Annotated in this window: 23 protein-coding genes; 13 read left to right on the plus strand and 10 right to left on the minus strand. The window is 66.4% G+C overall.

Going from position 1 to position 24,413, the window contains the following annotated elements; all coding sequences use genetic code 11:
* Positions 1 to 64 precede the first annotated feature (64 nt).
* The 10 genes from LY622_RS12270 to LY622_RS12315 all read right to left on the minus strand — a co-directional run bounded on the left by LY622_RS12270 (position 65) and on the right by LY622_RS12315 (position 8,984).
* Positions 65 to 403, minus strand: a complete 339-nt coding sequence (locus tag LY622_RS12270; protein WP_234291142.1) for a 2Fe-2S iron-sulfur cluster-binding protein — start codon at positions 401 to 403, stop codon at positions 65 to 67.
* A gap of 30 nt (positions 404 to 433) precedes the next feature.
* Entirely contained in the window at positions 434 to 1,450 is a 1,017-nt protein-coding gene (locus tag LY622_RS12275) for a 2Fe-2S iron-sulfur cluster-binding protein (protein ID WP_234291143.1), read from the minus strand.
* A gap of 121 nt (positions 1,451 to 1,571) precedes the next feature.
* Positions 1,572 to 2,051, minus strand: a complete 480-nt coding sequence (locus LY622_RS12280) for a GlcG/HbpS family heme-binding protein (RefSeq protein WP_114478287.1) — start codon at positions 2,049 to 2,051, stop codon at positions 1,572 to 1,574.
* A 30-nt stretch (positions 2,052 to 2,081) separates the two neighbouring features.
* Positions 2,082 to 3,536: an aldehyde dehydrogenase family protein gene (locus LY622_RS12285; RefSeq protein WP_234291144.1), complete on the minus strand. Its 1,455-nt coding sequence runs from the start codon at positions 3,534 to 3,536 to the stop codon at positions 2,082 to 2,084.
* Positions 3,537 to 3,640: 104 nt separating this feature from the next.
* On the minus strand, positions 3,641 to 4,372 hold the full coding sequence (locus tag LY622_RS12290) for an iron-containing redox enzyme family protein (protein ID WP_234291145.1): 732 nt from the start codon (positions 4,370 to 4,372) through the stop codon (positions 3,641 to 3,643).
* A 430-nt stretch (positions 4,373 to 4,802) separates the two neighbouring features.
* Positions 4,803 to 6,410, minus strand: a complete 1,608-nt coding sequence (locus LY622_RS12295) for a gamma-glutamyltransferase family protein (protein ID WP_234291146.1) — start codon at positions 6,408 to 6,410, stop codon at positions 4,803 to 4,805.
* Between the two features lie 178 nt (positions 6,411 to 6,588).
* Complete coding sequence (locus LY622_RS12300; RefSeq protein WP_234291196.1) at positions 6,589 to 7,119, minus strand: chromate transporter; 531 nt, start codon at positions 7,117 to 7,119, stop codon at positions 6,589 to 6,591.
* Positions 7,120 to 7,121: 2 nt separating this feature from the next.
* The gene (locus LY622_RS12305) at positions 7,122 to 7,691 is read right to left on the minus strand and encodes a chromate transporter (protein WP_234291147.1); all 570 of its coding nucleotides are present in this window, start codon (positions 7,689 to 7,691) and stop codon (positions 7,122 to 7,124) included.
* 205 nt (positions 7,692 to 7,896) lie between these two features.
* The gene (locus tag LY622_RS12310) at positions 7,897 to 8,514 is read right to left on the minus strand and encodes an IMPACT family protein (protein ID WP_234291148.1); all 618 of its coding nucleotides are present in this window, start codon (positions 8,512 to 8,514) and stop codon (positions 7,897 to 7,899) included.
* Entirely contained in the window at positions 8,514 to 8,984 is a 471-nt protein-coding gene (locus LY622_RS12315) for a LexA family protein (RefSeq protein ID WP_234278957.1), read from the minus strand. The genes LY622_RS12310 and LY622_RS12315 overlap by 1 nt, the downstream gene beginning before the upstream one ends.
* 204 nt (positions 8,985 to 9,188) lie before the next feature.
* Between LY622_RS12315 and ccmA the strand changes: the two genes are divergently transcribed.
* From ccmA to LY622_RS12380, 13 genes are all read left to right on the plus strand, one after another.
* Positions 9,189 to 9,833 carry a cytochrome c biogenesis heme-transporting ATPase CcmA gene (gene ccmA / locus LY622_RS12320; RefSeq protein WP_234291149.1) on the plus strand — a complete coding sequence of 215 codons (645 nt, stop codon included), beginning with the start codon at positions 9,189 to 9,191 and terminating at the stop codon, positions 9,831 to 9,833.
* Complete coding sequence (ccmB, locus tag LY622_RS12325) at positions 9,820 to 10,560, plus strand: heme exporter protein CcmB (RefSeq protein WP_234291150.1); 741 nt, start codon at positions 9,820 to 9,822, stop codon at positions 10,558 to 10,560. Before ccmA ends, ccmB begins: the two co-directional genes overlap by 14 nt.
* A gap of 14 nt (positions 10,561 to 10,574) precedes the next feature.
* The gene (locus LY622_RS12330; protein WP_234291151.1) at positions 10,575 to 11,315 is read left to right on the plus strand and encodes a heme ABC transporter permease; all 741 of its coding nucleotides are present in this window, start codon (positions 10,575 to 10,577) and stop codon (positions 11,313 to 11,315) included.
* The gene (gene ccmD, locus LY622_RS12335; protein WP_234291152.1) at positions 11,315 to 11,554 is read left to right on the plus strand and encodes a heme exporter protein CcmD; all 240 of its coding nucleotides are present in this window, start codon (positions 11,315 to 11,317) and stop codon (positions 11,552 to 11,554) included. The genes LY622_RS12330 and ccmD overlap by 1 nt, the downstream gene beginning before the upstream one ends.
* Positions 11,544 to 12,080: a cytochrome c maturation protein CcmE gene (gene ccmE / locus LY622_RS12340; RefSeq protein WP_234291153.1), complete on the plus strand. Its 537-nt coding sequence runs from the start codon at positions 11,544 to 11,546 to the stop codon at positions 12,078 to 12,080. The genes ccmD and ccmE overlap by 11 nt, the downstream gene beginning before the upstream one ends.
* Before the next feature lie 12 nt (positions 12,081 to 12,092).
* Entirely contained in the window at positions 12,093 to 14,099 is a 2,007-nt protein-coding gene (locus tag LY622_RS12345) for a heme lyase CcmF/NrfE family subunit (protein ID WP_305038583.1), read from the plus strand.
* Positions 14,096 to 14,623 (plus strand): DsbE family thiol:disulfide interchange protein, encoded by a 528-nt coding sequence (locus LY622_RS12350; protein WP_234291154.1) that lies wholly within the window; start codon positions 14,096 to 14,098, stop codon positions 14,621 to 14,623. Before LY622_RS12345 ends, LY622_RS12350 begins: the two co-directional genes overlap by 4 nt.
* Positions 14,614 to 15,087, plus strand: coding sequence for a cytochrome c-type biogenesis protein (locus tag LY622_RS12355; RefSeq protein WP_234291155.1), 474 nt, complete (start codon positions 14,614 to 14,616; stop codon positions 15,085 to 15,087). The genes LY622_RS12350 and LY622_RS12355 overlap by 10 nt, the downstream gene beginning before the upstream one ends.
* Positions 15,084 to 16,310 carry a c-type cytochrome biogenesis protein CcmI gene (gene ccmI / locus LY622_RS12360; protein ID WP_234291156.1) on the plus strand — a complete coding sequence of 409 codons (1,227 nt, stop codon included), beginning with the start codon at positions 15,084 to 15,086 and terminating at the stop codon, positions 16,308 to 16,310. The genes LY622_RS12355 and ccmI overlap by 4 nt, the downstream gene beginning before the upstream one ends.
* A gap of 5 nt (positions 16,311 to 16,315) precedes the next feature.
* A complete protein-coding gene (gene smc, locus LY622_RS12365; protein WP_234291157.1) occupies positions 16,316 to 19,810 on the plus strand; it encodes a chromosome segregation protein SMC in 3,495 nt (1,164 codons plus the stop codon).
* A gap of 236 nt (positions 19,811 to 20,046) precedes the next feature.
* Positions 20,047 to 21,825 carry a cell division protein ZipA gene (gene zipA / locus LY622_RS12370; protein WP_234291158.1) on the plus strand — a complete coding sequence of 593 codons (1,779 nt, stop codon included), beginning with the start codon at positions 20,047 to 20,049 and terminating at the stop codon, positions 21,823 to 21,825.
* Positions 21,826 to 21,928: 103 nt separating this feature from the next.
* The gene (gene ligA, locus LY622_RS12375) at positions 21,929 to 23,977 is read left to right on the plus strand and encodes an NAD-dependent DNA ligase LigA (protein WP_234291159.1); all 2,049 of its coding nucleotides are present in this window, start codon (positions 21,929 to 21,931) and stop codon (positions 23,975 to 23,977) included.
* Positions 23,974 to 24,246, plus strand: a complete 273-nt coding sequence (locus LY622_RS12380) for a YheU family protein (RefSeq protein ID WP_234291160.1) — start codon at positions 23,974 to 23,976, stop codon at positions 24,244 to 24,246. Before ligA ends, LY622_RS12380 begins: the two co-directional genes overlap by 4 nt.
* Positions 24,247 to 24,413: the final 167 nt, after the last annotated feature.

Consider the following 24,413-nt stretch of genomic DNA (forward strand, 5'->3'; position numbering starts at 1 on the left):
CAGCCGCAGCTCCTGGCGCCGTGGCGGCAGCCGGGCCTGGCGGGCCGGGTGGAAGCGACGCCCCTCAGGCTTCCGTCTTGGACTTGATCTGGCCTGCCGTGATGGGCCTGGCCGGCTTGCTCGCATCCCAGGAGACCTTCACGCTGCCGGTGAGGAAGGTCTGGCAGGCCATGCGATAGCCTTGGCTGATCTCCTCGGCGGTGAGCAGCTTCTCCTCCTTCTTCTTCACGGCATCGGTATTCTCGATGCCCTCCTCGATGAGGCACTTGCAGGTACCGCAGAGTCCGCCGCCGCACTTGAAGGGAATGCCCCCCTTCTCGCGCAGCGAGACGCGCAGCAGGTTGGAGTCCTCCGGGGCGGCGATGGTCTTGTTGTCGTTGGTGATGAAGGTGATATCTAGCATGGTGGCAACCTCTCTATGGCCGGTGGGGCGTCATGCCACGCTTTCGTTGAGTTCATGGGTAAAGTTGAAGCTGTCGGAGAAGATCCTTTCCACGCTCAGCCCTCGCTCGGCGAAGCTGGACTTCGCGGCGGCGATCATCGGCGGTGGGCCGCACAGGTAGGCATCGAACTCGCTGAGGTCGGGATGGTCCTGGCACACGGCCTCGTGGACAAAGCCGCGTCGTCCTTCCCACTCCGGGTCGGCGTCGGAGAGCACCGGGATATAGTGGAAGTGGGGCAGCGTCCTGGCCCAGTCCTGCAGCAGCTCGTCGAGATAGAGGTCCTCGGCGCGGCGTACGCCCCAGTAGAGCGTGATGTGCGGCGCCTGGGGCTCATCCTTCAGCGACTCGATGATGCTCTTGACCGGTGCCAGGCCGGTGCCGCCGGCGACCATCAGCAGGCGGTTGGTGCTTTCCGCGTCGTGTCGGAAGGCTCCGAGTGGCAGCTCGACGTCCAGGGTGTCGCCGGGCTGATAGTGCGTGTTGAGGCGCTCGGTAAAATAGCCGCCCGGTACCCGGCGGATATGGAAATCGAAGAGGTCGCTGCGCGGCGGAGAGGCCATCGAGAAGCTGCGTGGCGTGCCGTCGTCCAGCATGATGTTGAGATACTGGCCCGGCAGGAAGCGCACCTCACTGGCGGAGGGGATGCTGAGCACCAGGTGAGTCACATCGTGGCTCAGCTTCTCCAGGCTGACGATGGTGGCTTCATGATAGTCGGGCGGAATGTAGCCCGCCGGAAACACGTCCGCGCTGATGGTCAGGTCGCTCTGGGCGACCGCCTGGCAGGCCAGGGCGTAGCCTTCCTGTTCCTCTTCCTCGGAGAGCCCCATGGGCATCTCCTCGTAGGCCACCTGGCCCTCCAGCAGCTTGATCCGGCAGGCGCCGCAGCCACCGAAACGACAGTCGTGCACGAGGGGGAAGCCCGCCCGCTCGGCCGCGTCGAGCAGCGGCTCGCCAGGCTGGACGTCGAAGGTCTCGGCGGTGTCGGCAAGGGTGATTCGATATGTCATAGCTGCCTCCTGGCGCACACCCATGGCATTGGCATGCCCTTGTCGTTGTGGGGTGTCGGCACCTGGCTTGTCGTTATCATGCGCCGGCAGCATCGCTGGACCCTGCCGGCGGAGTCGGGGATTACTTCTTGATGTCGGCTTCGACCATCACTTCATGGCCGGCGCCGCTCAGGTGCTCCTGCAGTGCTTGCAGTGCGGCAAGGCCGGCCTTGGTGTCCTGCTCGCCGTTGCCGCCGCTGAGGCCCACGCCGCCGACGACTTCGCCATCGACGACGATCGGGAAGCCGCCGACGAAGACGGCGAACTTGCCCTCGAAGCTCCACTGGATGCCGAAGGCCTCGTTGCCGGGCAGGGCGGGGCCGTTGGGGGCGGTATTGAACAGGTGCGTGGAGCGCTTGTGGCCGGCCGCCGTGAAGGCCTTGTTCCAGGCGATCTGCGGGCCGGTGATGCGGGCGCCGTTCATGCGCTCCAGCGCCAGCGGATAGCCGCCGTCGTCGACGATGCAGATGGTCTCGAGGACGTTGATCTCCTCGGATTTCCGCTTGGCCGCTTCGACCATCAACTTGGCTTCTTCGAGTTCGAGACGAAATACCGTTTTCATGAAATCACCTAATCAGTAACGTTGCCGAGTTCAGCGGCCCACGTAGACCGTCTTGGTCTGGGTAAAGAAGTCGAGGCCTGCACGGCCGGACTCGCGGAAGGTTGAGGTGCTCGACTGCTTCAGGCCGCCGAAGGGAGCATTGACCAGGTTGCCCGTGGTGGTGCGATTGACCTTGACGGTGCCGGCCTGGATGTCGTGGGGGAAGCGCTGGATGTATTCGATGTTGCGAGTCGCCAGCGCGGCCGCCAGCCCGTAGGGCGTATCGTTGGCCTTGGCAATGGCATCGTCGTAGCCGTCGATCTCGATGACCGCGACCACGGGGCCGAAGATCTCCTCCTGGGCGATGCGCATCTCTTGCGTCACGTCGCTGAAGATGGCCGGCGATACGTAGAAACCCTTGTCGTAGTCGCCGCCGCTCAAGCGCTCGCCGCCGTGGACATGGGTCGCCTCCCGCTTGCCGGTCTCGATATAGCCGAGCACGGTATCGAGCTGCTGGCGGGTGGCCAGCGGGCCAATCTGGGTGCCCTTGTCCAGGCCGTTGCCGATCTGCAGTTCCTTGACTCGTTCCACCAGGCGCTCTAGATAGGCGGCCTTGACCGAGGGGGCGATAAGCACACGGCTGGTGCCGGTGCAGGCCTGGCCCGTGAGCGAGAAGCCGCCCTTGATGGTCAGGTCGACGGCCGTGTCGATATCGGCATCGTCGAGCACGATCAGCGGGTTCTTGCCGCCGAGCTCCATCTGGGTACGAGTCGCCATCGAGGCGCTGCGATGGATCTTCTCGCCGGCGGCGGTGGAGCCGGTAAAGGAGATCGCACGCACCGCGGGGGCGCCGGTGATCGCCTCGCCGATGGCCGAAGCGCCGCCGGTAATGAAGTTGAAGACGCCTTCGGGAACGCCGGCGTGGTGCAGCGCTTCCGCCAGGCGATAGGCGATCAGCGGCGCATCCGATGAGGGCTTGAACACCACGGTGTTGCCGGTGATCAGGGCCGGGGCGATCTTTCTCGCCGGAATCGAGATCGGGAAGTTCCACGGCGTGATGATGGTTGCCACGCCCAGCGGCTCGCGCTGGGTGTAGACCATCATCTTCGCGTCGTCCTGGGGGAAGGTCTCGCCGGTGATGGTCTGGCCCTCGACGGCGTAGAAGCGCAGGGTCTGGGCCGAGCGCGCGATCTCGTCGCGGCTGTTGGCGAGCAGCTTGCCCTCCTCGCGGGTCAGCTCCTCGGCGAACTGCTCGATATGCTCGACCAGGTAATCCGCCGCCTGGTTGAGGATCTTCGCCCGCTTCGAGATGGGCGTGTCCCGCCATGCGGGGAACGCCCTCTCGGCCGCGGCGATGGCCTGCTGGGCATCTTCCGCGGAAGAGGCCTGGAAATGACCGAGCAGGTCGTCCTGGTCTGCCGGGTTGCGGTTCTCGAAGGTCGACCCCGAGCCGCATGCTAGCCACTTGCCGTCGATGTAATTGAGAAACTGAGTGACGTTATCCAAGAAGCTCACCTCGTGTGGTCGTTGGTGCTTTCTGTCCTGGGGCCGATGCCCGCCGGCCTGAGCCGGCAGGCATCGTGCGTAGATACGAACCGAGTCGGCTGGTATCAGGCCGCCAGGTCGAGCTCGGAGAGGGGCAGGTCGTCGGCCACATAGTCGTAGTAGAGCGCGGTGGTGTAGAGCAGGCGCATCTGGGCGCCGATCTCGCAGATCTTCAGGCAGCGCTGCTGCAGCTCGACGGTGTCGGCGTGCTCAAGCACGATCTGGTAGCCACGCTCGCCATGGATTTCGTCGGAGACGATATGCAGGTCGAAGAACTCGACCTCTTCATCGGTGAAGCCGTACTTGTCGCGCAGGGTCGGGGTCTGCTTGCGATAGATGGAGGGCACCTGGGACTCCAGGCCCACCACCAGGCCGGCCACGGCCACCACCGGATGCTCGCGCATGGCGACGGCATAGCACCAGCTCTGCAGGCCACGAGTGGTGGGCGACATGTTGTCGGGGTTCTCGACGCGCTCGCGAGTGGTGCCGCAGGCCTCGGCGAAGCGGATCAGCAGGTCGGTATGGCGATCGCCGCCGAGCTCCTCCTCATACATGTTCTGCAGCAGGAAGTCCTTGGCCTCGGTGTAGTTCTCCGGGGTGTGGGCGTAGATGTAGGCCAGATAGTCGGCGAAGGGGCCCACGTAGTGGTAGTGGTTCTCGGCCCACTTGGCGAGGTGGGCGCGGCTCAGCTTGCCGCTGGCCCATGCCACGCTGAACGGTGCCTTGTTGGCGCTCTTGCCCTTGATGGCGTCTTCGAGGGCGGTGCGGAATTCGTCACGATTCATCAGTTCGGCCATGGGGATCTCTCCTGGTTGCCTGGGGCTTGGCTGCGGCGGCAGCCAATGGCCCGTCTTGTTGGTATGCCTACGGGAGTCAGGGAAGGGTGGAGGTCGTTGGCGTTGTGGGCCTCTCGCTTCCTGTTTGGCTCATGGTATACCAAAAGCCATGTGGCAAGAATAATTTCAACCCTCCGGCGCTGTCAAGGGTTTTTCTGATCTGGGTCAAATTTCTGAGAGGCCCGGGGAACGTCGTGCGTACCGGGACGCAGAAAACGCCGTCGCATGCAGGAGTTGGGCGGGATGATGGGGGGATGGGAAGAGGATTTGCGGACGGCGACAGGTATCGCCACCCGAGGAAGAGAGGGGGCGGGAAGGTGGCGGCTACGGCCTACTATAATCCCATATGGTATACCGTGCCGCCGTTTCCTTCAGAGTTGCTTCAGAGTTGCTACCAGGCCAGCACGGCACTGTCGGTGCGGGGCTCGGTGCCGCCGCACAGCACGCCGCTGTCGCCGTCGCGCAGGATGACCTGGCCGCGACCGAAGCTCAGGGTGTCGGCCATCTTGACGATATCGTGGCCGCGTCGCGTGAGCGCCTGGGCGAGGTGATCGGGGAAGTGCGGTTCGACTTCCACGGTCCTGCCCCTGGTCCACTTCCAGCGCGGCATGTCCAGCGCCGCCTGGGGGTTGAGGTGGTCATCGAGCATGGCGGTGATCACCTGCACGTGGCCTTGGGGCTGCATGTAGCCGCCCATGACGCCGAACGGCCCCACCGCCCGGTCATCCTTGGTGATGAAGCCGGGAATGATGGTGTGGTAGGTGCGCTTGCCGGGCGCCAGTGCATTGGGGTGCTCGGGATCCAGCGAGAACCCCCAGCCGCGGTTCTGCAGGCTGATGCCGGTGCCGGGTACCACGATGCCCGAGCCGAAGCCCTTGTAGTTGCTCTGGATGAACGAAACCATGTTGCCGTCGCCATCGGCGGTGGCCAGGTAGACGGTGCCGCCCTTGATCGGGTTGCCGTGTTTCGGGTCGAGTGCCTGCTCGCCGATCAGCCCGGCGCGCTCGGCGAGATAGTCGTCGGCCAGCAGCTGCTCCACGCTCGGGCCCATGGCCTCGCGCTCGGTGACGTAACGCTGGCCATCGACATAGCCCAGCTTGGTGGCTTCGATGCGCCGATGCAGGGTCTCCACCGGGTCACGACCCTCCTCGCCCATGCGTTCGAGCATGCCCAGCGCCTGCAGGGCGATCAGCCCACTGCCGTTGGGCGGTATCTCCCAGATGTCATGGCCGCGGTAGCGGGTGCTGATCGGCTCGACCCACTCCGGCTGGAAGGCCGCCAGGTCCTCCTTGCGCAGCAGGCCGCCGTGCTCGCGGAAGAAGGCGTCGATCTTGTCGGCCAGCGCCCCTTCATAGAAGGCGCGACCGTGGGTCTCGGCGATCGCCCGCAGCGTGGCGGCATGGCCCCGGGAGGCCCAGCGCTCGCCGGGGCGCGGGGCCCGGCCCTTCGGGGCGAAGGTCTCGAACCAGGGCTTCAGGGCGGGGTCATCGTGGCGACTATAGATGTCATGGGCCTCCTCCCACATCTGGTTGACGATCGGCGAGACCGGGTAGCCCTCTTCCGCCAGGGCGATGGCCGGGGCCAGTAGGTCGGCGAAGGGCAGCTTGCCGAAGCGCTCGGAGAGGGCCGCCCAGGAAGCTGGCGCGCCCGGCACGGTGACCGGCAGCACGCCATACTCGGGAACCCGCTCATGGCCGAGCGCCTTCATCGCCTCGATGGTGGCCGCCTGGGGGGCTGGACCGCTGGCGTTCAGGCCGTGCAGCTTGCCCTCCATCCATACGATGGCGAAGGCGTCGCTGCCGAGTCCGTTGGAGGTGGGCTCCACTACGGTCAGTGCCGCGGCGGCGGCGATGGCGGCGTCCACCGCATTGCCGCCCTGCTGGAGGATCTGCATGCCGGCCTGGGCCCCCAGGGGCTGTGAGGTGGCGACCATTCCCCGGCTGCCGAAGGTGGCCATGCGCCGCGAAGGGCTCGGATAGAAACGCGCGTCGTGCTGCATTGAGGAGGCTCCTTTACGGCTTGGACCCGCCGATGGTGGCGAAGGTATGGGTCAGTTTCGTACGCGTCATGATGGAACACCTTTATATTGTTGGTGGTGTGGTAGCTGCCGCTCGCGCCTGGCGAGGCAGCAACGGGGTGAGCGCGTGCTCCCGCTTCGGGGGTTGTTGTCGGGTGTGTCAACTGAGGAAGAGGCCTCCGTAGACGAGTGCAGCCAGGACCACGAAGGCCGGGTGAGTCCGGAAGTGCAGCAGGGCGACGGCGGCAGCCACGCCGATGAGGACGGTGTGCAGCAGGCCCGCGCTGTTGAGGCCCTCGCTGAAGAAGCTCCAGGTCAGCCAGGCCATCATCATCGCGATCACCGGCCGTACCCACTGGCTCATGCGCTTGACGCGGGGAGAGTCGCGGTGACGATAAAGCAGCCCCAGGGCACCCAGCATCAGCAGCAGCGAAGGCACCACCGTGGCGAATATGGCGACCAGGGCGCCGCCGATACCCGCCACGTCATAGCCCACATAGCCGGCCATCTTGGTGGCGATGGGGCTTGGCAGGGCATTGCCCAGCGCCAGGGTCTCGGCAAACTCCTGGGGGCTCATCCAGCCGTAGCGGCCGACCACCTCCGCTTCGATCAGCGGAATGATCGCCGGCCCGCCGCCGTAGCCGATGATGTTGGGGATGAAGAAGGCCAGGAACAGCTCCCAATAGACCAGCATCACGCGGCCCTCCGCCGGGATGTCGGTCGCAGCAGCGCCGCCGCCAGGATGCCGCCGATCACCCAGCCGGGATGGACCCCCAGCAGGTAGATCAGGGCCCCGGCGACCACCGCCATGGCCAGGCTCACCGCCCAGCCCAGGGCCAGGCGCGACTTGTTCCAGAAGTCCAGGGTCAGCTGGCCCATCATGACCATGACCACGGGGACGACGGCCTGGCCCATGCCGTGGATCCAGGCCACGTGGCGATAGCTGCTGAAAAGGGCCAGTAGCGCGATCATCGCCACGACCATGGGCAGGATGACGGCGGTCACGGCGATCGCACAGCCGGTTGCGCCGGCTACCCGATAGCCGATGTAGCCGGGCATCTTGGTCGCGATGGGGCCGGGTAGGGTGTTGCCGATGGCCAGCACGTCGGCGAATTCCTCGTCGTTCAGCCAGGCATGCCGTTTGACCACTTCCTGCTGTACCAGGGGTATCATCGCAGGACCGCCGCCGAAGCCGAGCAGGCCGATGCGGGTGAAGGCCCAGAACAGGGCGCTGAACGGGACCTTGTCGGGAGAGGATGTCATGACAGTGCCAAGCTTCGGTCGGTTCTGGCTCGGGAGGTTGCTCTCTCCTTCATATGATCTTTTCCATCCAATACATGGTTATTTTAAAGGGATTAGATTATTGCGAGAAAGTAAGCGGCACGCTACTGATGAACGACCATGTCCGGCGGTGGCGCTGAACGGTGTGACCTGAAGGGACCGGCCAGCGCTCAGGGGTCGACCACGCTCAGGTATCGACCAGGGCGAGATTGCCTCGCAGCCGGGCTTCGAGCGGCCCGAGGTCGATAGCGGTGTCCCGGGGCCAGCCGACGGTGAGTATGACGCCATCGGCGGCGTACTCTGCGGCGGTTACGGGAACCGCCAGGCTCTCGAGCCAGGTGCGGGCCTCGGCTTCGCCGGCGAAACCGACCTTGAGCCGCAACGGGGTGCGTTCGGTGACCTGGTGCAGGGGCAACTCGGCCAGCGCCTGGCTCACCGCCTGTGAATAGGCACGGGCCAGGCCGCCGGTGCCGAGCTTGGTGCCGCCGAAGTAGCGTGTCACCACGCAGCCGACCTGGCCCAGGCCGGCACCGTCGAGGACCTGAAACATCGGGCGACCGGCGGTGCCGCCGGGTTCGCCATCGTCGGAAAAGCCGATGGCATTCTGCTCGCCCGGCGCGCCGGCGATAAAGGCGCTGCAGTGGTGGCTGGCATTGGGGTGGACCCTGCGGGCCTCGGCAAGCAGGGCGGTGAAGCTGGCCACGTCCGGCGCATGGCAGATCCAGGTGATGAAGCGGCTCTTCTCGACCTCGGTCTCGGATTCCCGCCGGGTGCCGGCAGGCAGGTCGGGGACCGGGTAGCGCATCAGTGGGTGAGCTCGTGCTGGCGCACCACGCCCATCACCATGCCCAGCACCTGGATGTCGCTGTTCTTCAGGTAGATGGGGGGCATGCTCTCGTTGGCCGGCTGCAGGCGGACCCCGCTCTTCTCGATATAGAGCTTCTTCAGGGTGACCTCCTGCTGATTGATCAGCACCACGGCGGTTTCGCCGTTCTCGGCACTCTCCTGGCGCTCGATGATGATCACGTCGCCGTCGAAGATATTGCAGTCGATCATGGAGTCGCCGCGCACGCGCAGGGCATAGGTATTGCGGCGTACCATGCAGGAAGGGGCGTGTACGGCACCGATGGTGGGGCAGGCCTCGATGGGCATGCCGGCCGAGACGTCGCCCAGCAGCGGGACCTCGACCAGGTCGTCGCCTTCGATGCGGATCCAGGCCTCGGCCATGGGCAGGTTGGGACGTCGGTGCAGATAGTGCGTGGAAGCCTGTGGCATGTGGCGTTTCCCCCTCTGATCGACCCTGTGGAAATGTACAGGTATCAAGCATCATAGCAGGCGATGCCTCACAGGCAAGTTCCCTGGTCCGGGACAAGCCTTGACCTGCGGCAAGAGTGGCGTCGTGACGCAGGCGGATTACTAGTAGCAAAAGGCCATTCAGTGTAGCATTTCCAGCGTATTTACCATTCCTGGAGAGTGCCGTTGAGCCTGCGTCTGCAAGCGCAAAACCTCGCATGTGAGCGTGATGACCGTTGGCTGTTCCGGGGCCTGGACCTGGACATCCGCGCCGGCGAGATCGTGCGGGTGGAAGGGCCCAACGGCAGCGGCAAGACGACCCTGTTGAAGATCCTGTCCGGCCAGCTGGCCGACTACGAAGGCGAGCTCTTCTGGGACGAGCGGCCCATGCGTGAGGCGCGGGATGCCTTCCTGTCCAACCTGCTCTATATGGGCCATGCGCCGGGGATCAAGGCGGCGCTGACGCCGCTGGAAAACCTCACCTGGTATCAGGCCATGGCGGGCCAGTCGCAGGATGAGGCATCCCGCTATGCGGCACTGGAGGATGTCGGCCTGGCCGGTTTCGAGGACCTTCCGGCGGGCCAGCTCTCCGCCGGGCAGCAGCGCCGGGTGGCGCTGGCCCGCCTGGTGCTGACGCCACGCCCGCTGTGGGTACTGGACGAGCCCTTCACCGCCATCGACCGCGACGGCGTTGCGGCACTGGAGCAGCGACTGTTCGCCCATGCGCGGCGGGGCGGCTGCGTGCTGGTGACCACTCACCACGAGCTGACGCCCTGTGCCGAGCTGCGCCGTATCCGCCTTGGCGGGGGAGGTCTCGATGCCGGGAACTGAAGGCTTGCTGAGCGAGGAGGCCCCGGTGACCTTTCACGGGGAACCTGGCGGCGGCTTGGCTGTCGCATTCTGGGCAACGCTCAAGCGCGATCTGGTGCTCCTGCTGCGGCGACGCAGCGAGGTGATGAATCCGCTGGTGTTCTTCGCCATCGTGATCACCCTGTTCCCGATCGGTATCTCGCCCGACCCGCAGCTGCTGGCGGCCATCGCCCCGGGCCTGCTGTGGGTGGCGGCGCTGCTCGCGGCGCTGCTGTCGCTGGACAGCCTGTTCCGGGCCGATTACGACGACGGTTCGCTCGAGCAACTGCTGCTGACACCGCAGCCGCTGGCCGTGCTGGCCCTGGCCAAGGTAACCGTGCACTGGCTGCTGACCGGCCTGCCCCTGGCGCTGATGGCGCCGCTGCTGGGGATCATGCTGGCGCTGCCCGCGGGTAGCTATGGCGTGTTGGCGATTTCACTGGCACTGGGCAGTGCCAGCCTCAGCCTGATTGGTGCCATCGGAGCGGCGCTGACGGTGGGATTGTCCCGCGGCGGTGTACTGCTGTCGCTGCTGGTGCTTCCCCTTTATATCCCGGTGCTGATCTTCGGTGCCGGAGCCGTGCAGGCCGCCATCTTCGGCGACGGTGTCATGGCGCATCTGGCGATTCTCGGCGCGCTGCTGGCGCTCGCGCTGATTCTTGCGCCCCTGGCAATCGCGGCATCGCTGCGCATCAGTATCAACGGTTGAGAGGGTGACCTGGCATGTGGGCTTTCATTAACAAGTTGCGTTCTCCCAAGTGGTTCTACACCATCAGCGCCAGGCTGCAGCCCTGGTTCTGGGCCGCGGCGCTGATCCTCATCGTTGTCGGCACGGTCTGGGGGCTCGCCTTCGCCCCGGCGGACTACCAGCAGGGCAACAGCTTTCGCATCATCTACGTCCATGTGCCGGCCGCCTTCCTGGCGCAGTCGATCTTCGTGTCCATGGCCATCTCGGCGGTTGTCTTCATGGTCTGGAAGATCAAGATCTGCGATATGGCAGCGGCGATGATGGCGCCGCTGGGTGCCGCCATGACCTTCATCGCGCTGTTCTCCGGTGCCGTCTGGGGCATGCCCACCTGGGGAACCTGGTGGATGTGGGATGCGCGCCTCACCTCGATGCTGATCCTGCTGTTTCTCTACCTGGGCGTGATCGCCCTGCGTGGCGCCTTCACCAGTCGCGACAGCGCGTCCCGCGCGGCATCCGTGCTGGCCATGGTGGGGGTCATCAACATCCCGATCATCAAGTATTCGGTCGACTGGTGGTACACCTTGCACCAGCCGGCCACCTTCACCATCACCGGCCGCGCCGCCATGCCCCTGGAGATGTGGCTGCCGCTGCTGATCATGGTGCTGGGCTTCTACAGCTTCTTCATCGCCCTGACGCTGACGCGCACCCGCAGCGAGATACTGCGCCGGGAAGCCAACAAGCGCTGGGTCCGCGAACTGGCCGAGGAGGCGCCGTGATGTTCTTCGACAGTCTTTCGGAACTCTTCGCCATGGGCGGCCATGCCCCCTATGTCTGGGCAGCCTGGGGTGTCACCGCGGTGCTGCTCCTGGGAAGCGTGATACATGCTCGCGCCGAGCGCCGCCAGCTGCTGCGTCAGCTCAAGCGTCGCGTTCGCCGCGAAAGTCGCCTGGCTGGTCGTTCCGCCGAGGCGCAACCGATTCAAACTAGCAGGGGTGGTAGCACCAATGACGCCTAAACGTAAGCAGAAGCTGTTCGTGGTTCTGGGGCTGGTGTCGCTCGCGGCGATCGCCGTGGGCCTGACGCTCTATGCCCTTCGGGCCAATATCAATCTCTTCTTCAGCCCGATCGAGATCGCGGCCGGTGATGCGCCCTATGAACGCCAGATCCGTGCCGGCGGCATGGTCAGGGAGGGCAGCGTGTCGAGGAATCCGGATAGCCTGGACGTGGAGTTCACGGTCACCGACTATGTCGAGGATCTGCGCGTCTCCTACAGTGGTATCCTGCCCGACCTGTTTCGCGAGGGGCAGGGCGTGGTCGTCGTCGGTCAGTTGAAGCAGGATGGCATGTTCCGTGCCGACCAGGTGCTGGCGCGCCACGACGAGAACTACATGCCACCCGAGGTCGCCGACGCGCTGGAAGCGGCCGGCTACTCTCCCGCCGACTTTCAGACCAAGGCCGCCAAGGTGGCCGAGCGTGTCGAGGCGCGGGAGTCAGGCGAAGGCGAGAGCCAGAATCAAAGCCAGAGCCAGAGCCAGTACTGATCCGGAGTAACCATGTCGATCCAGATGATTCCCGAAATCGGCCATTTCGCCCTGGTCATCGCCCTGTTGCTGGCGGTGGCCCAGACGGCGATGCCATTGGCCGGCGCGGCGCTGCGCCGGCCGCTGCTGATGGCCTATGCCCGCCCCATGGCAAGCGGACAGTTCCTGTTCGTGGCAATCGCCTATGCCGCTCTCACGGCGAGTTACATGCTGGACGACTTCAGCGTGGCCAACGTGGCCAACAACTCCAACTCCATGCTGCCCTGGTACTACAAGTTCAGTGCCGTCTGGGGCAACCATGAGGGCTCGGTACTGCTGTGGAGCCTGATGCTGGCCGGCTGGGGCTTCTTTGCCGCCCGCTACTCCCGTGAGCTGCCCCGTGAGATGGTGGCCCGGGTCGTCGGCGTGCTCGGCGCGGTCTGCGTCGGCTTCCTGCTGTTCATCCTGATCACCTCCAACCCCTTCGAGCGGCTGCTGCCCAACGTGCCGCAGGATGGCGCCGACCTCAATCCGCTGCTGCAGGACATCGGCCTGATCCTGCATCCGCCGATGCTCTACATGGGCTATGTCGGCTTCTCGGTGGTCTTCGCCTTTGCCATCGCCGCGCTGCTGGGCGGTCGGCTCGATGCCGCCTGGGCCCGCTGGGCGCGCCCCTGGACCAACCTGGCCTGGGCCTTCCTGACCGTGGGCATCGCCCTGGGCAGCTGGTGGGCCTACTACGAGCTGGGCTGGGGCGGCTGGTGGTTCTGGGACCCGGTGGAGAACGCCTCGCTGCTGCCCTGGCTGACGGGCACCGCCCTGATGCACTCCCTGGCGGTGACCGAGAAGCGCGGCTCCTTCAAGAGCTGGACGCTGCTACTGGCGATCACCACCTTCTCGCTGTCGCTGCTGGGCACCTTCCTGGTGCGTTCCGGCGTGCTGACCTCGGTACACGCCTTCGCCAACGACCCGTCCCGCGGCTTCTTCATCCTGGTGTTGCTGGGTATCACCGTGGGGCTGTCGCTGCTGATCTTCGCCCTCCGCGCCCCGCGGGTCAGCCACAAGACCAGCTTCAACTGGCTTTCTCGTGACGCCCTGCTGCTGATCAACAACATCATGCTGGTGATCATCACCGTCACCGTGCTGATGGGTACCGTCTATCCGCTGCTGCTCGACGCCCTCAACCTGGGCAAGATCAGCGTGGGCCCCCCGTACTTCAACGCCCTGTTCGTGCCGCTCACCGTGATCATGTGCATCTTCATGGGGCTCGGCCCCATCGCACGCTGGAAGCAGACCGAGGTCCGCTCGCTGGTCAAGCGGCTCTGGCTCGCCGGTGTCGCGGCGCTGGCCATCGGCGTCACCATGCCCTTCATCTTTGGCCAGGAGTGGAACGCCTGGGTCGCCATCGGCCTGGTGACCGCCATGTGGATCGTGCTGCCGATGTTCCGGGACATCTATGAGAAGACCCGCCATGCACCGACGCGCATCGCCGGGCTCAAGAAGCTGTCGCTGGCCTACTGGGGCATGCAGCTGGGCCACCTCGGCGTGGCGGTGACCATCATCGGCGTAGCGGTGGTCTCCAACTACAACATCGAGCGCAACGTGCGCATGAGCATTGGCGACAGCGCCCAGGTCGCGGGCTACACCTTCACCATGACCGAACTCACCAGCCGTCGCGGCCCGAACTTCCTGGCCGACCGGGCGGTGATCGAGGTCCAGCGTGATGGCAGCAGCCGCAGCTTCACCATGACCCCCGAGAAGCGGCTCTACATCGCCCGCGGCATGCCCATGACCCAGGTCGCCCTGCGTCCCGGCCTGTTCCGCGACCTCTACGTGGCCATGGGTGAGGACCTCGGCGACAACAGCTGGGCCATGCGCGTGCAGTACAAGCCCTTCGTGCGCTGGCTATGGCTGGGGGCACTGCTGATGGCCGGCGGCGGCCTGCTGGCGGTGGCCGACCGCCGCTACCGGCGCCTGGCCACGTCGGAGGATCCGGAAATGGCACCGGGGCCCGCGGCGTCGAAGGAGGCCACGGCATGACGCGTCGCCTGATACTGCTGTTGCCGCTGATCGGCTTCCTGGCGCTGTCGGTGTTTCTCTACCAGGGGCTGTCGCTCAACCCCTTCCACCGCGATTCCGCGCTGATGGCTCGGGACTTTCCGGCCTTCGACAAGGAAACCCTGAAGGACTCGGAGCAGCGGGTGGATGAGTCGCTGTTCCTCGGCCAGGTCACCCTGGTCAACGTCTGGGGCGAGTGGTGCCCGGAGTGCAAGCGCGAGATGCCCCAGCTGCTCGACCTGGCCGACCGCGGCATCCGCCTGGTGGGTATCAGCTACAAGGACACCCGCGAGAAGGGCATGGGCTTCCTGCAGGACTTCGGCGACCCCTTCGAAGTCAATATCTTCGACCCGGAGGGCGACCTGAGCTTCGAGCTCGGCGTCTACGGGGCGCCTGAGACCTTCCTGGTGGATCGCGACGGCATCATCCGCTATCACCATACCGGCTATATCTCGCCGGAAGACATCCGCAAACACATCCTGCCGGAGGTGGCAAAATGGCAGTGATTCGACTGACCCTCGCTAGCCTCGTGCTGTTGCTGGTAGCCGGTTTGGTACAGGCTGCTGCCATTGAGATGCGCGAATTCGACGACCCGGTCATGGAGCAGCGCTACCGTAGCCTGACCGCCTCGCTGCGCTGCCCGACCTGCGAAAACCAGGCCATCAACGACTCCGACGCCCCGGTCTCCCGGGACATGCGTGACCGGGTCTACTTCATGCTGCAGGACGGCAGGGCAGACATGGAGATCCGCGACCACATGGTCGAGCGCTTCGGCAACTACGTGCTCTACAACCCGCGCCTGGAAGGCCGCACCTACCTGCTGTGGGGGCTGCCGGCCGCGCTGGTGGTGCTGGGCGGCATCCTGGTGGTGCTGGTGGTGCGCGCGCGGCGCAACGCCTCGGCCCGCGCCCTGAGCGACGAAGAGCGCGCGCGTCTCGACGCCCTGATCAACCGCGGGAGAACCCCATGAGTCTGTTGTGGCTTGCCTTTGCCATTCTCCTGCTGCCCGCGCTGTGGCTGCTGGTGGCCCCCCTGCGCCGGGCGCGCCTGGTGCACGATGCTCAGGTGAGCTTCGAGGAGAATGACAAGTCCGCGGAACAGAACGTGGCGATCTATCGCCGCCGCCTGGCATCGCTGGAGGCGGCGCTGGAGCGGGGCGATATCGACCAGGCCCGCTTCGAGGAGGATCGCTTGGAGCTCGATCGCAGCCTGCTCGAGGATACCGAAGCCCTGAAACGTCCTCCGCTGCACTCGCCCGCTTCCGGCCGCTTCGTCGTCCCGCTGGTGGCGGTGGCCGTGGTGATCGGATCGGTGGCCTGGTACCTGCAACACGGCGCCGAAGGCGACCTGGCGATCTACGAGGCCTACCAGGAGAGCGACTCCCTGCCGACGCTGGTGGAGCGGCTGGAGCAGCAGGCGGAACGCCAGCCGAACAACCCCAATGTCTGGGCCTCCCTCTACCCCATCTACCGCGATTCCGGCCAGGGCACCGCGGCGCTGAATGCGCTGGAGAACCTGATTGAACTCGAGGGGCGGCAGCCATCGCTGCTGGCGCAGAAGGCCCAGCTCAAGTTCTTCATGGCCAACCGCAGCGTCACCGACGAAGTGCAGGCGCTGGTGGACGAGACCCTGGAGCGTGACCCCCGCGAGCCCACTATCCTCGGCATGCTCGGCGTCCAGGCCTTCGATGGCGGCGATTACGAGCTGGCCATCGATCGCTGGCGGCGTGCCATTGCCGGCATGTCCGACTCCAGCTCCTCGGAAGCCCTGCGGGAAGGCATTCGCATCGCCCAGCAGCGCATGGGCGTCGCATCGGAAGAGCAGGAGCCCATCGCCCAGGGGCCGGGAATCCATGTGAGCGTTCGCCTGGACGAGAGCCTCGAGGGCATGCTCGATGACGACACCCGGGTGTTCATCATCGCCCGGGACATGGAGGGCGAACTGCCCCCGCTGGCCGTGGCCCGGGTCACGCTTGGCGACCTGCCCACGAGCCTGGTGCTCGACGACCGGCATGCCATGTCCGACGAAGCGAGCCTCTCCCAGGTGAGCGAGGCCAGGCTGCTGGTCCGCGTCACCTCCAGTGGCGACGCCACGCCGGCACCGGGTGACATGTTCGGCGACCTCGATGGCGTTGCCGTGGGCAGCGTCGACGACGCACCCGTGGAGGTCGTCATCGACCGCCTCGTCGAGTAGCCGGGATGCGACTGACCTCGATCCGCCTGAGCGGGTTCAAGTCCTTCGTCGATCCGGTCACGGTGCCCTTCGATGGCAACATGACCGCCATCGTGGGCCCCAACGGCTGCGGCAAGTCGAACATCATCGATGCCGTGCGCTGGGTCATGGGCGAATCCTCGGCCAAGACCCTGCGCGGCGAATCGATGACCGACGTCATCTTCAACGGCTCCACCGGTCGCAAGCCGGTGGGGCAGGCCGCCATCGAACTGCTGTTCGACAACCGCGACGGCACCATGGGCGGCATCTACGCCCAGTACGCCGAGATCGCCGTCAAGCGTCTGGTCTCTCGCGACGGCCAGTCCGCCTACTTCTTCAACGGCCAGAAGTGTCGTCGCCGCGACATCGCCGACCTCTTCCTGGGAACCGGCCTCGGCCCGCGCTCCTACGCCATCATCGGCCAGGGCATGATCTCGCGGCTGATCGAGGCACGCCCCGAGGAGCTGCGTGCCACCCTCGAGGAAGCGGCCGGTATCTCCAAGTACAAGGAGCGTCGCCGGGAGACCGAGAACCGCATGCGGCGCACCCGGGAGAATCTCGAGCGCCTGGATGACATCCGCGAGGAGCTCGACAAGCAGCTCGAACGCCTGCGGCGCCAGGCCGAGGCGGCGCGGCGCTACCAGACCCTCAAGGAACAGGAGCACCGGCTCAAGGGCGAGCTGGCGCTGCTGCGTGGCCGCGCCTTGCGTGCCCGCCAGGGTGAGGAGGAGAGCCGCGTCCGCGAGCTGGAAACCGCCGTGGAGCGCGAGATCCTCGGCATGCGGCAGTGCGAGACCCGCCTCGAGGAGGCCCGTGCCGGCCACGACCGCCTGGCCGAGGAGCTGGAAGCGAGCCAGGCGCGCTTCTTCGAGACCACCGGCGCCATCGCCCGGCTGGAGCAGAACCTGGAGCACGCACGCAGCCGGGAAGCCCAGCTGGGGCGCGACCTGGAGAGCGCCCATCGCGAGCTGGCCGAGCTGGACCGGCTGGGCGAAGACGACCAGGCGCGGCTGGCAGGGCTCGACGAGCGGCTCGAGCGCCTGGGCCCCGAACAGGAGGAAGTCGCCGAACAGCTGGCCGAGCTGGAGGCGATGCTGGAAGAGGCGGAGCCCGGTGCCGAGGAGGCCGAGCTCGCCTACGAGGCCTTCAGCGAGGGCTGGCGCGAAGCCAGCCGCGAGGCCGAGCGCGCGCAGGACCGCCTGCGCGAACTGGAAGAGCGGCTGGCACGGCTGGATGCCGACGAGCAGCGCCGCCGCCAGCAGCAGCAGGAGCTGCCGGACCTGTCCGAGCTGCAGGCTCGGCGGGGCGAGCTCCAGGAGCGTCTGGCCGAGTTCCGGCTGGAGCAGGAGAGCGCCGAGGCACGGCGCGAGCAGCTGCAGGAGCAGCGCGACACGGCGCGGGCCGCCGCCGCCGAGCTGGAGCAGCGACGCGAGGAACAGCGCGCCCGGCGCAGTGCGCTCCAGGGTGAGCTCGCCTCGCTGGAAGCGCTGATCCAGGCCGCCCTGACCGATCCGGACGAAGCGCTGGCGTCCCACCTGGCCGACCACGGCCTGGGCGACGCCCCCCGGCTGGGGGAGTCCCTGGAGGTCGACCATGGCTGGGAGGCCAGTGTCTCCTGGGTGTTGGCGCCGTGGCTCAAGGCGCGGCTGGCCACCCCCGGCTCCTTTCAGGCCGCAAGCGATGCGCCGCCCGCCGAACTGGGAGCGCTCTCCCCCGATACCGCTGGCGAGCCGCCGTCCCACAGCCTGGCGGCCCGGGTGCGCGGCGCCGGTGCCGCGTCGGCCTGGCTGGGGGCGATTCGCTGCGTCGAAAGCGATGCCCAGGCCTGGGAGGAGCGCGAAGGCCTGGCCGCAGGGGAGAGCCTGATCACGCCACAGGGGCTATGGCTGGGCAGTGACTGGATACGCCACCGTGGCCAGGGCGCGGGCCCCGATGCGCTGCTGGTCAGCCGGCGGCGCCGGGACGAGGTGGCCGCCGAGCTCGACGGCGTCGAGACCCGCCTGGTCGCTCAGGACGCCGAGCTGGCCGTCGAGCGCGAGCGGGCTGAGCAGGCCGAAGGCGCCCTCGAGGGCGTGCGTCACGACGAACGCCGCCTGGCCGCGGAACATCAACAGCTGGCGGTGCAGGATAGCGGCCTGGCCAGCCGGCTCGAGCACCTGCAGGGCCGGGCCGCCGAACTGGTCGAGGAGGTCGAGCGACTGCGCGAGACCGGCGAAGAGACGCGGCTGGCGATCGAGGAGGCCCGTGAGCAGTGGCAGCAGGCCATGGCGAGGCTCGAGGAGGGCGCCGAGCAGCGCGAGCGGCTGGAGCGGGAGCGCAGCCAGAGTCGTGAGCGGCTCGCCTCGCTGCGTGCCCGCCAGCGCCCGCTGAACGAGCGCGCCCAGCAGCTGGCGCTGGAGTACCAGCGGTTGAGCACCGAGCGGGCGGGCCTGGCGGAGCAGCAGGGGCGCGCCGGCGACGCCCGCCAGCGTCTTGCGACCCGCTGTGGCGAACTGAGCGAAGCGCTGGAACAGCTGCGCGAGCCCGACGAGGAGCAGCGCGAGCGGCTCGACGATCTGCTGCATCGGCGCGAAGGCGACGAGCGGGCGCTCAATGAGGTGCGTGGCCGTGCCGCCGAGCTGGCCGAACGGCTGCGTGAGGACGAGCAGGCCCGGCAGGGCCACGAGCGCAGCCTGGAAGGCATTCGCGAGCGCCTGCAGGAGTCACGCATGCAGGTCCAGGCGCTGGCGCTCAAGGCCGAAACCCAGGACGAGCAGCTGGCTGAACTCGGTCATGATACTGCGGTCCTACTGGAGTCGCTGGACCCCGAGGCGACGGAATCCGCCTGGCAGACCCGGCTGGAGGAGGTCGCCGAGCGGGTTCGCCGGCTGGGTGCGATCAACCTTGCCGCCATCGAGGAGTACGACCAGCAGGCCGAGCGTCGCGACTACCTGGAGGCCCAGCAGGCCGAGTTGAACGAGGCGCTGGAGACTCTGGAGAAGGCGATTCGACGGATTGACCAGGAAACCCGCACCCGTTTTCGTGACACCTTCGAGCGGGTCAATCAGGGCCTGCAGACGCTTTTCCCCCGAGTCTTCGGCGGTGGAACCGCATGGTTGACGCTCACCGGGGATGATTTGCTGGATACCGGGGTGGCGATCATGGCACGTCCTCCCGGCAAGAAGAACAGCACCATTCACCTGCTCTCGGGGGGCGAAAAGGCACTGACTGCCCTGTCGCTGGTCTTCGCCATCTTCCAGCTCAATCCGGCGCCTTTCTGCATGCTCGACGAGGTGGATGCGCCATTGGATGACGCGAACGTGGGTCGCTATGCCAAACTGGTGAAGGACATGTCGGATTCGGTGCAGTTCATCTATATTACCCACAACAAGATCGCCATGGAGGCGGCGGAAAGGTTGATGGGTGTTACCATGCAGGAGCCTGGTGTATCACGCCTGGTTGCGGTAGGGGTCGAAGAGGCCGCCGCGCTAGCCGAGGCCTGACGTGGCTGGCAAGTGTTATAGACACGCGATAACAGAGCGGTTACAGAATAGTCATCATGGTCAGATCGCACTATCGAAGTGTGAAATGACAGGGAAAGGCGCAGGGTCGATTGGACTCTCAAGCGAGAATGCCGGGGCTTGACAAATAAAAAAAGTGGCCCTTTTTCAGGCAATCGCGCTATGCTGTTGACGGACATCCATCCGGCATGGCGCCCTAGTGATAGGCAAGACGACCCATGGAACTTAGAGAATGGCTGATCATTCTGGGGCTGGCACTGGTGACTCTCATCGTTGTTGATGGGGTACGTCGCCTGAAACGCCAGCGCCGAGTGCCCCGCCTGGACCAGGTAGGGGAAAACAACAACCACGGTAGCGATGACGCAACAGCATCGTCCGAGGCTGACACAAACTGGGAACTGCCCAACGGTGGGGCGCGTGTCATCAGCCCTGCCAGTTATGCCCAGGGGCAGAGCAAACCCAAGCCCAAATTGAAGCGCCAGGAACATCCTGGTCCTTCACGGGTGCTGTCCGGCCTGAAGGCCGCGAGGCACACACCCGGAGCGGGTCCGCCGCCAGGGGCGTCGTCGCCACCGCGTGACGACACCCAGGCACGCCATGCCGTGCGGGCCCAACCATCGATGGAAGAGCCGTCGCTTGAAAAGCCATCGGTTGAAGCGCCATCATTTAACGAGCCATCGCTCGAAGCGACAGGTGCCCCGAAAGCGTCGGCTGCGTCCAGCGAGCCGCGTCGCGATGATGTCGTCGCTGATGCCGCATCTACGCGCGGGCGTGATCACGAGACGGCTTCATCGAGCAGCGAGCCTTCGGTTGCCGGGCGCGAAGCGCCCAGCGTGCCACCGACGGTGCAAGCGCGACAGGAAGCCCCCGTCGACGCCACGGCCAGCCCGACGTCACAGCGCCCTGACGATGCCAAAGCGGATGTCCCCCGTCGCGAGCCGACGCTCTCGGCTCTGGACGATGCCGAGCCGCCCGCCGCCATGGCTGCCGAGCCGCTGGCCGCCGATCCCCAGGACCACGAAGAACTGCATGACGACGACGAGCGCTATCGCCTCGTCGATCTGGAGGGCATGACCGACTCGCTCAAGAGCGGGTCGCGGCGCATGGGCCATTCGGTCCAGCGCTTCGGCGTTTCCGTGCAGCAGCGTCTGGCCAAGCGGCGTGAAGCGAAGCGGAAGGAAAAGGCACGCCGTGAGCAGGCGCGTGCCGAGAAGGCCGCCCGGGATGCCCAGCGCCGCCGTGAGGCCGAGGCCGAGAAGGCCGCCAGGGATGCCGAGCGCCGCCGCCTCGAGGCCCAGGTCATCGAGATGGCCGACGACGACGATCCGCTGTTCGCTCCGCCACGCACGCGGCAACCGGTGGCGGATCGGGATGATCCCGCCTACGACGAGCCGATGCCGTCCGCTGCCGAGCACGCCTCTGCCGCCGAGCCGGACGTCGCGATGTACGATGACGACCTGATTGACGACGACGTAGTGCGGGCCCACCCGACACTGGCCAAGGCGCTGCGGCACGACGTCAATGCCGAGCGCGCCCGGGAGACCCTCAGCCATTCCGACGAGGTCATCGTCATCAGCGTGCTTTCCCGTGACGAGCAGGGCTTCTCCGGCGAGGCGCTGCTGGATCTGATGCTGGCCTGCGGCCTGCGCTACAGCAGCGAGATGGGTATCTTCCATCGCTTCGAGACCGAGGACCCGGAGAGCGAACTGCAATTCTCCATGGTCAACGTGATCAAGCCAGGGACCTTCCCCATCGAGGCCATGGACGAGTTCCGCACGCCTGGCGTCACCCTGCTGATGCCACTGCCCGGCGCGCTGGATACGGCGGCAGCCTTCGAAGCGATGGTGGAAACCGCCATGGTGATCGTGCGCAACCTGGGTGGCGAGCTGAAGGACGAGAATCACAGCGTGATGACCGCCCAGACCGTGGAGTTCGCCCGCCAGCGCGTGCAGGAGTTCGAGCGCCGCAACCGCCTCAATCGCTACCAGGTGAACTGATTCCTGACCGAGTGCCATGCCGTACCTGACGACAACCCCGTGAGCGATCACGGGGTTGTCGTGTTCCGGGCGGCAAGAAATCCTCTTCGAGACACCGAGACGCATGAGCCAGCCCGAACAGAAGACCCTCGATGAAGTCGCCACGTTGCGCGCCGAACTCGACGACGCCAACTACCGCTACTACGTGCTCGACGAGCCGCGCATGACCGACGCCGACTACGACCGTCGGCTGCGTCGGCTCCAGGAAATCGAGGCTGAGTATCCCGACCTTGTGACACCCGACTCGCCGACCCAGCGGGTCGGGGCACCGCCCGATGCCGGCTTCCCCGAGGTCCAGCACGCGGTCCCGATGCTCTCCCTCGACAATGCCTTGAACGAGGATGAGATCACCGCCTTCGTCAAGCGCGTGGCCGACCGGCTGGAAATCGATGGCGAAACCATCGCCTTCTGCTGCGAGCCCAAGCTGGACGGCGCGGCGGTGTCCCTGGTCTACGAGCAGGGCGTGCTGGTCAGCGGTGCGACTCGCGGCGACGGCCGCACCGGCGAGGGCATTACCTCCAACCTGCGTACCCTGCGTTCGATACCGCTGAAGCTGCGTGGCAAGGCGCTGCCCGATCTGCTGGAAGTGCGTGGCGAGGTGATCATGAGCCACGAGGGCTTCGAGGCGCTCAACGCCAAGGCCCGTGAAGAGGACGGCAAGGTGTTCGCCAACCCGCGCAACGCCGCCGCGGGCAGCCTGCGCCAGCTCGACCCCAGGATAACGGCCTCGCGCCCGCTGGAGTTCAGCGCCTACCAGGCGGCCCGCTTCGAGCCCGACCCGGGTGATGCCACCCACAGCGAGCTGATGGCTCGGCTGGGCGACCTGGGGCTGCGCACCAGCGCCGCCCTTGAAGTGGTCACCGGCAGCCAGGGGCTGATCGACTACTGCCGCCGACTGGGCGAGCGGCGCGACCGGCTCGGCTACGATATCGACGGCGTGGTGATCAAGGTCGACGACCTGCGCCTGCAGCGCGAGCTGGGCTTCGTTGCCCGGGCGCCGCGCTGGGCCATCGCCTTCAAGTTCCCCGCCCAGGAGGAGACCACGACCCTCAACGACGTGGAGTTCCAGGTCGGCCGCACCGGGGCGATCACCCCGGTGGCCCGGCTCGAGCCGGTCACCGTGGCAGGGGTCACCGTCTCCAATGCCAGCCTGCACAACGCCGACGAGATCGCCCGGCTCGGGGTGATGATCGGCGACACCGTCACGATTCGCCGTGCCGGCGACGTCATTCCCCAGGTGGTGCGGGTAGAAACCTCGCTGCGTCCGGCCGATGCCCGGGAAATCGTCTTCCCCGAACGCTGCCCGGTGTGCGACTCCGAGGTCGAGCGCCTCGAGGGCGAGGTGGTGGCCCGCTGTTCCGGGGGGCTCTACTGTGGCGCCCAGCGCAAGGAGGCGCTGAAGCACTTCGCCTCGCGGCGGGCGCTCGATATCGACGGGCTCGGCGAGAAGCTGATCGAGGCGCTGGTGGAGCGGGACTGGGTCAAGACCCCCGCCGACCTGTTCCGGCTCGACGCCGAGCGCCTGGCCTCACTGCCGCGCATGGCGCAGAAGTCCTCCGACAACCTGGTGGCGGCCCTGGACAAGGCCAAGCAGACGACGCTGGCCCGCTTTGTCTTCGCCCTGGGCATTCGCGAGGTGGGCGAGGCCACCGCCGCCAACCTGGCGCGCCACTTCGGCACCCTGGATGCCCTGATGGGGGCCGAGGTCGCCGACCTGGAAGCCGTCGAGGACGTGGGGCCGGTGGTCGCCGCCCACGTGCACACCTTCTTCCGGCAGCCCCACAATCGCGACACCATCGACGAACTGCGGGCCCTGGGCCTGGCCTGGAAAGAGGAGGAGATCGGCGAGCGCCCCCAGCCCCTGGCCGGCCAGACCTGGGTACTCACCGGCACCCTGGAGAGCATGACCCGCGACGAGGGCAAGGAGCGCCTCCAGGCGCTCGGCGCCAAGGTGGCCGGCAGCGTCTCGAAGAAGACCGCCGGCGTGGTGGCGGGCCCCGGCGCCGGCAGCAAGCTCGCCAAGGCGGAACAGATGGGGGTGCCGGTACTCGACGAGGAAGGCTTCCTGGAACGCCTCGAAGCCTGGGAGAGTGGCAGGGAGACAGAGCAATGAACGACGGCCGCTTCATCGAGGTGCCTTATCGCATGCTGCCGCCCGAGACCCTGGAGGCTCTGTTAGAGACCTTCGTCACCCGGCAGGGCTACGACACCACCGACACCGGCGAGGGCATGCGCGGCTGGGTCGGCGAGCTCAGGAAGCAGCTGGAGCGGGGCGACCTGCTGATCGCCCACGACTTGCAGACCGAAACCACCGAAGTGATGACCCTGGCCCAGTGGCGCGCCTTCGGCCGCGACCTGGCGGATGACGAAGAGGAGGGGTGATGCTTTGCGACCTTTGTTCAGTCTCGACCGGAGAGAAATGTAACGAAGATTTGATCTGAATCATTTGATTAATATTCTCAACACTCGTGATGATATTTCTGGTACTTCAGCCGAAATCTCTCAACTAGGGTAGTGGTTTGCTGGCTCCTGTCTCGAAGGATGGGTTT

The sequence above is a fragment of the Halomonas alkalisoli genome (assembly GCF_021412585.1).
Taxonomy (GTDB): Bacteria; Pseudomonadota; Gammaproteobacteria; order Pseudomonadales; family Halomonadaceae; genus Halomonas; species Halomonas alkalisoli.

Excerpts from the sequence above, each read along its gene's own strand:
- LY622_RS12270 (WP_234291142.1), bottom strand. The coding sequence starts at position 403 with ATGCTAGATATCACCTTCATCACCAACGACAACAAGACCATCGCCGCC.
- LY622_RS12275 (WP_234291143.1), bottom strand. The coding sequence starts at position 1,450 with ATGACATATCGAATCACCCTTGCCGACACCGCCGAGACCTTCGACGTC.
- LY622_RS12280 (WP_114478287.1), bottom strand. The coding sequence starts at position 2,051 with ATGAAAACGGTATTTCGTCTCGAACTCGAAGAAGCCAAGTTGATGGTC.
- LY622_RS12290 (WP_234291145.1), bottom strand. The coding sequence starts at position 4,372 with ATGGCCGAACTGATGAATCGTGACGAATTCCGCACCGCCCTCGAAGAC.
- LY622_RS12295 (WP_234291146.1), bottom strand. The coding sequence starts at position 6,410 with ATGCAGCACGACGCGCGTTTCTATCCGAGCCCTTCGCGGCGCATGGCC.
- LY622_RS12305 (WP_234291147.1), bottom strand. The coding sequence starts at position 7,691 with ATGACATCCTCTCCCGACAAGGTCCCGTTCAGCGCCCTGTTCTGGGCC.
- LY622_RS12310 (WP_234291148.1), bottom strand. The coding sequence starts at position 8,514 with ATGCGCTACCCGGTCCCCGACCTGCCTGCCGGCACCCGGCGGGAATCC.
- LY622_RS12315 (WP_234278957.1), bottom strand. The coding sequence starts at position 8,984 with ATGCCACAGGCTTCCACGCACTATCTGCACCGACGTCCCAACCTGCCC.
- ccmB (WP_234291150.1), top strand. The coding sequence starts at position 9,820 with ATGCCGGGAACTGAAGGCTTGCTGAGCGAGGAGGCCCCGGTGACCTTT.
- LY622_RS12330 (WP_234291151.1), top strand. The coding sequence starts at position 10,575 with ATGTGGGCTTTCATTAACAAGTTGCGTTCTCCCAAGTGGTTCTACACC.
- ccmD (WP_234291152.1), top strand. The coding sequence starts at position 11,315 with ATGTTCTTCGACAGTCTTTCGGAACTCTTCGCCATGGGCGGCCATGCC.
- ccmE (WP_234291153.1), top strand. The coding sequence starts at position 11,544 with ATGACGCCTAAACGTAAGCAGAAGCTGTTCGTGGTTCTGGGGCTGGTG.
- LY622_RS12345 (WP_305038583.1), top strand. The coding sequence starts at position 12,093 with ATGTCGATCCAGATGATTCCCGAAATCGGCCATTTCGCCCTGGTCATC.
- LY622_RS12350 (WP_234291154.1), top strand. The coding sequence starts at position 14,096 with ATGACGCGTCGCCTGATACTGCTGTTGCCGCTGATCGGCTTCCTGGCG.
- LY622_RS12355 (WP_234291155.1), top strand. The coding sequence starts at position 14,614 with ATGGCAGTGATTCGACTGACCCTCGCTAGCCTCGTGCTGTTGCTGGTA.
- ccmI (WP_234291156.1), top strand. The coding sequence starts at position 15,084 with ATGAGTCTGTTGTGGCTTGCCTTTGCCATTCTCCTGCTGCCCGCGCTG.
- smc (WP_234291157.1), top strand. The coding sequence starts at position 16,316 with ATGCGACTGACCTCGATCCGCCTGAGCGGGTTCAAGTCCTTCGTCGAT.
- zipA (WP_234291158.1), top strand. The coding sequence starts at position 20,047 with ATGGAACTTAGAGAATGGCTGATCATTCTGGGGCTGGCACTGGTGACT.
- ligA (WP_234291159.1), top strand. The coding sequence starts at position 21,929 with ATGAGCCAGCCCGAACAGAAGACCCTCGATGAAGTCGCCACGTTGCGC.
- LY622_RS12380 (WP_234291160.1), top strand. The coding sequence starts at position 23,974 with ATGAACGACGGCCGCTTCATCGAGGTGCCTTATCGCATGCTGCCGCCC.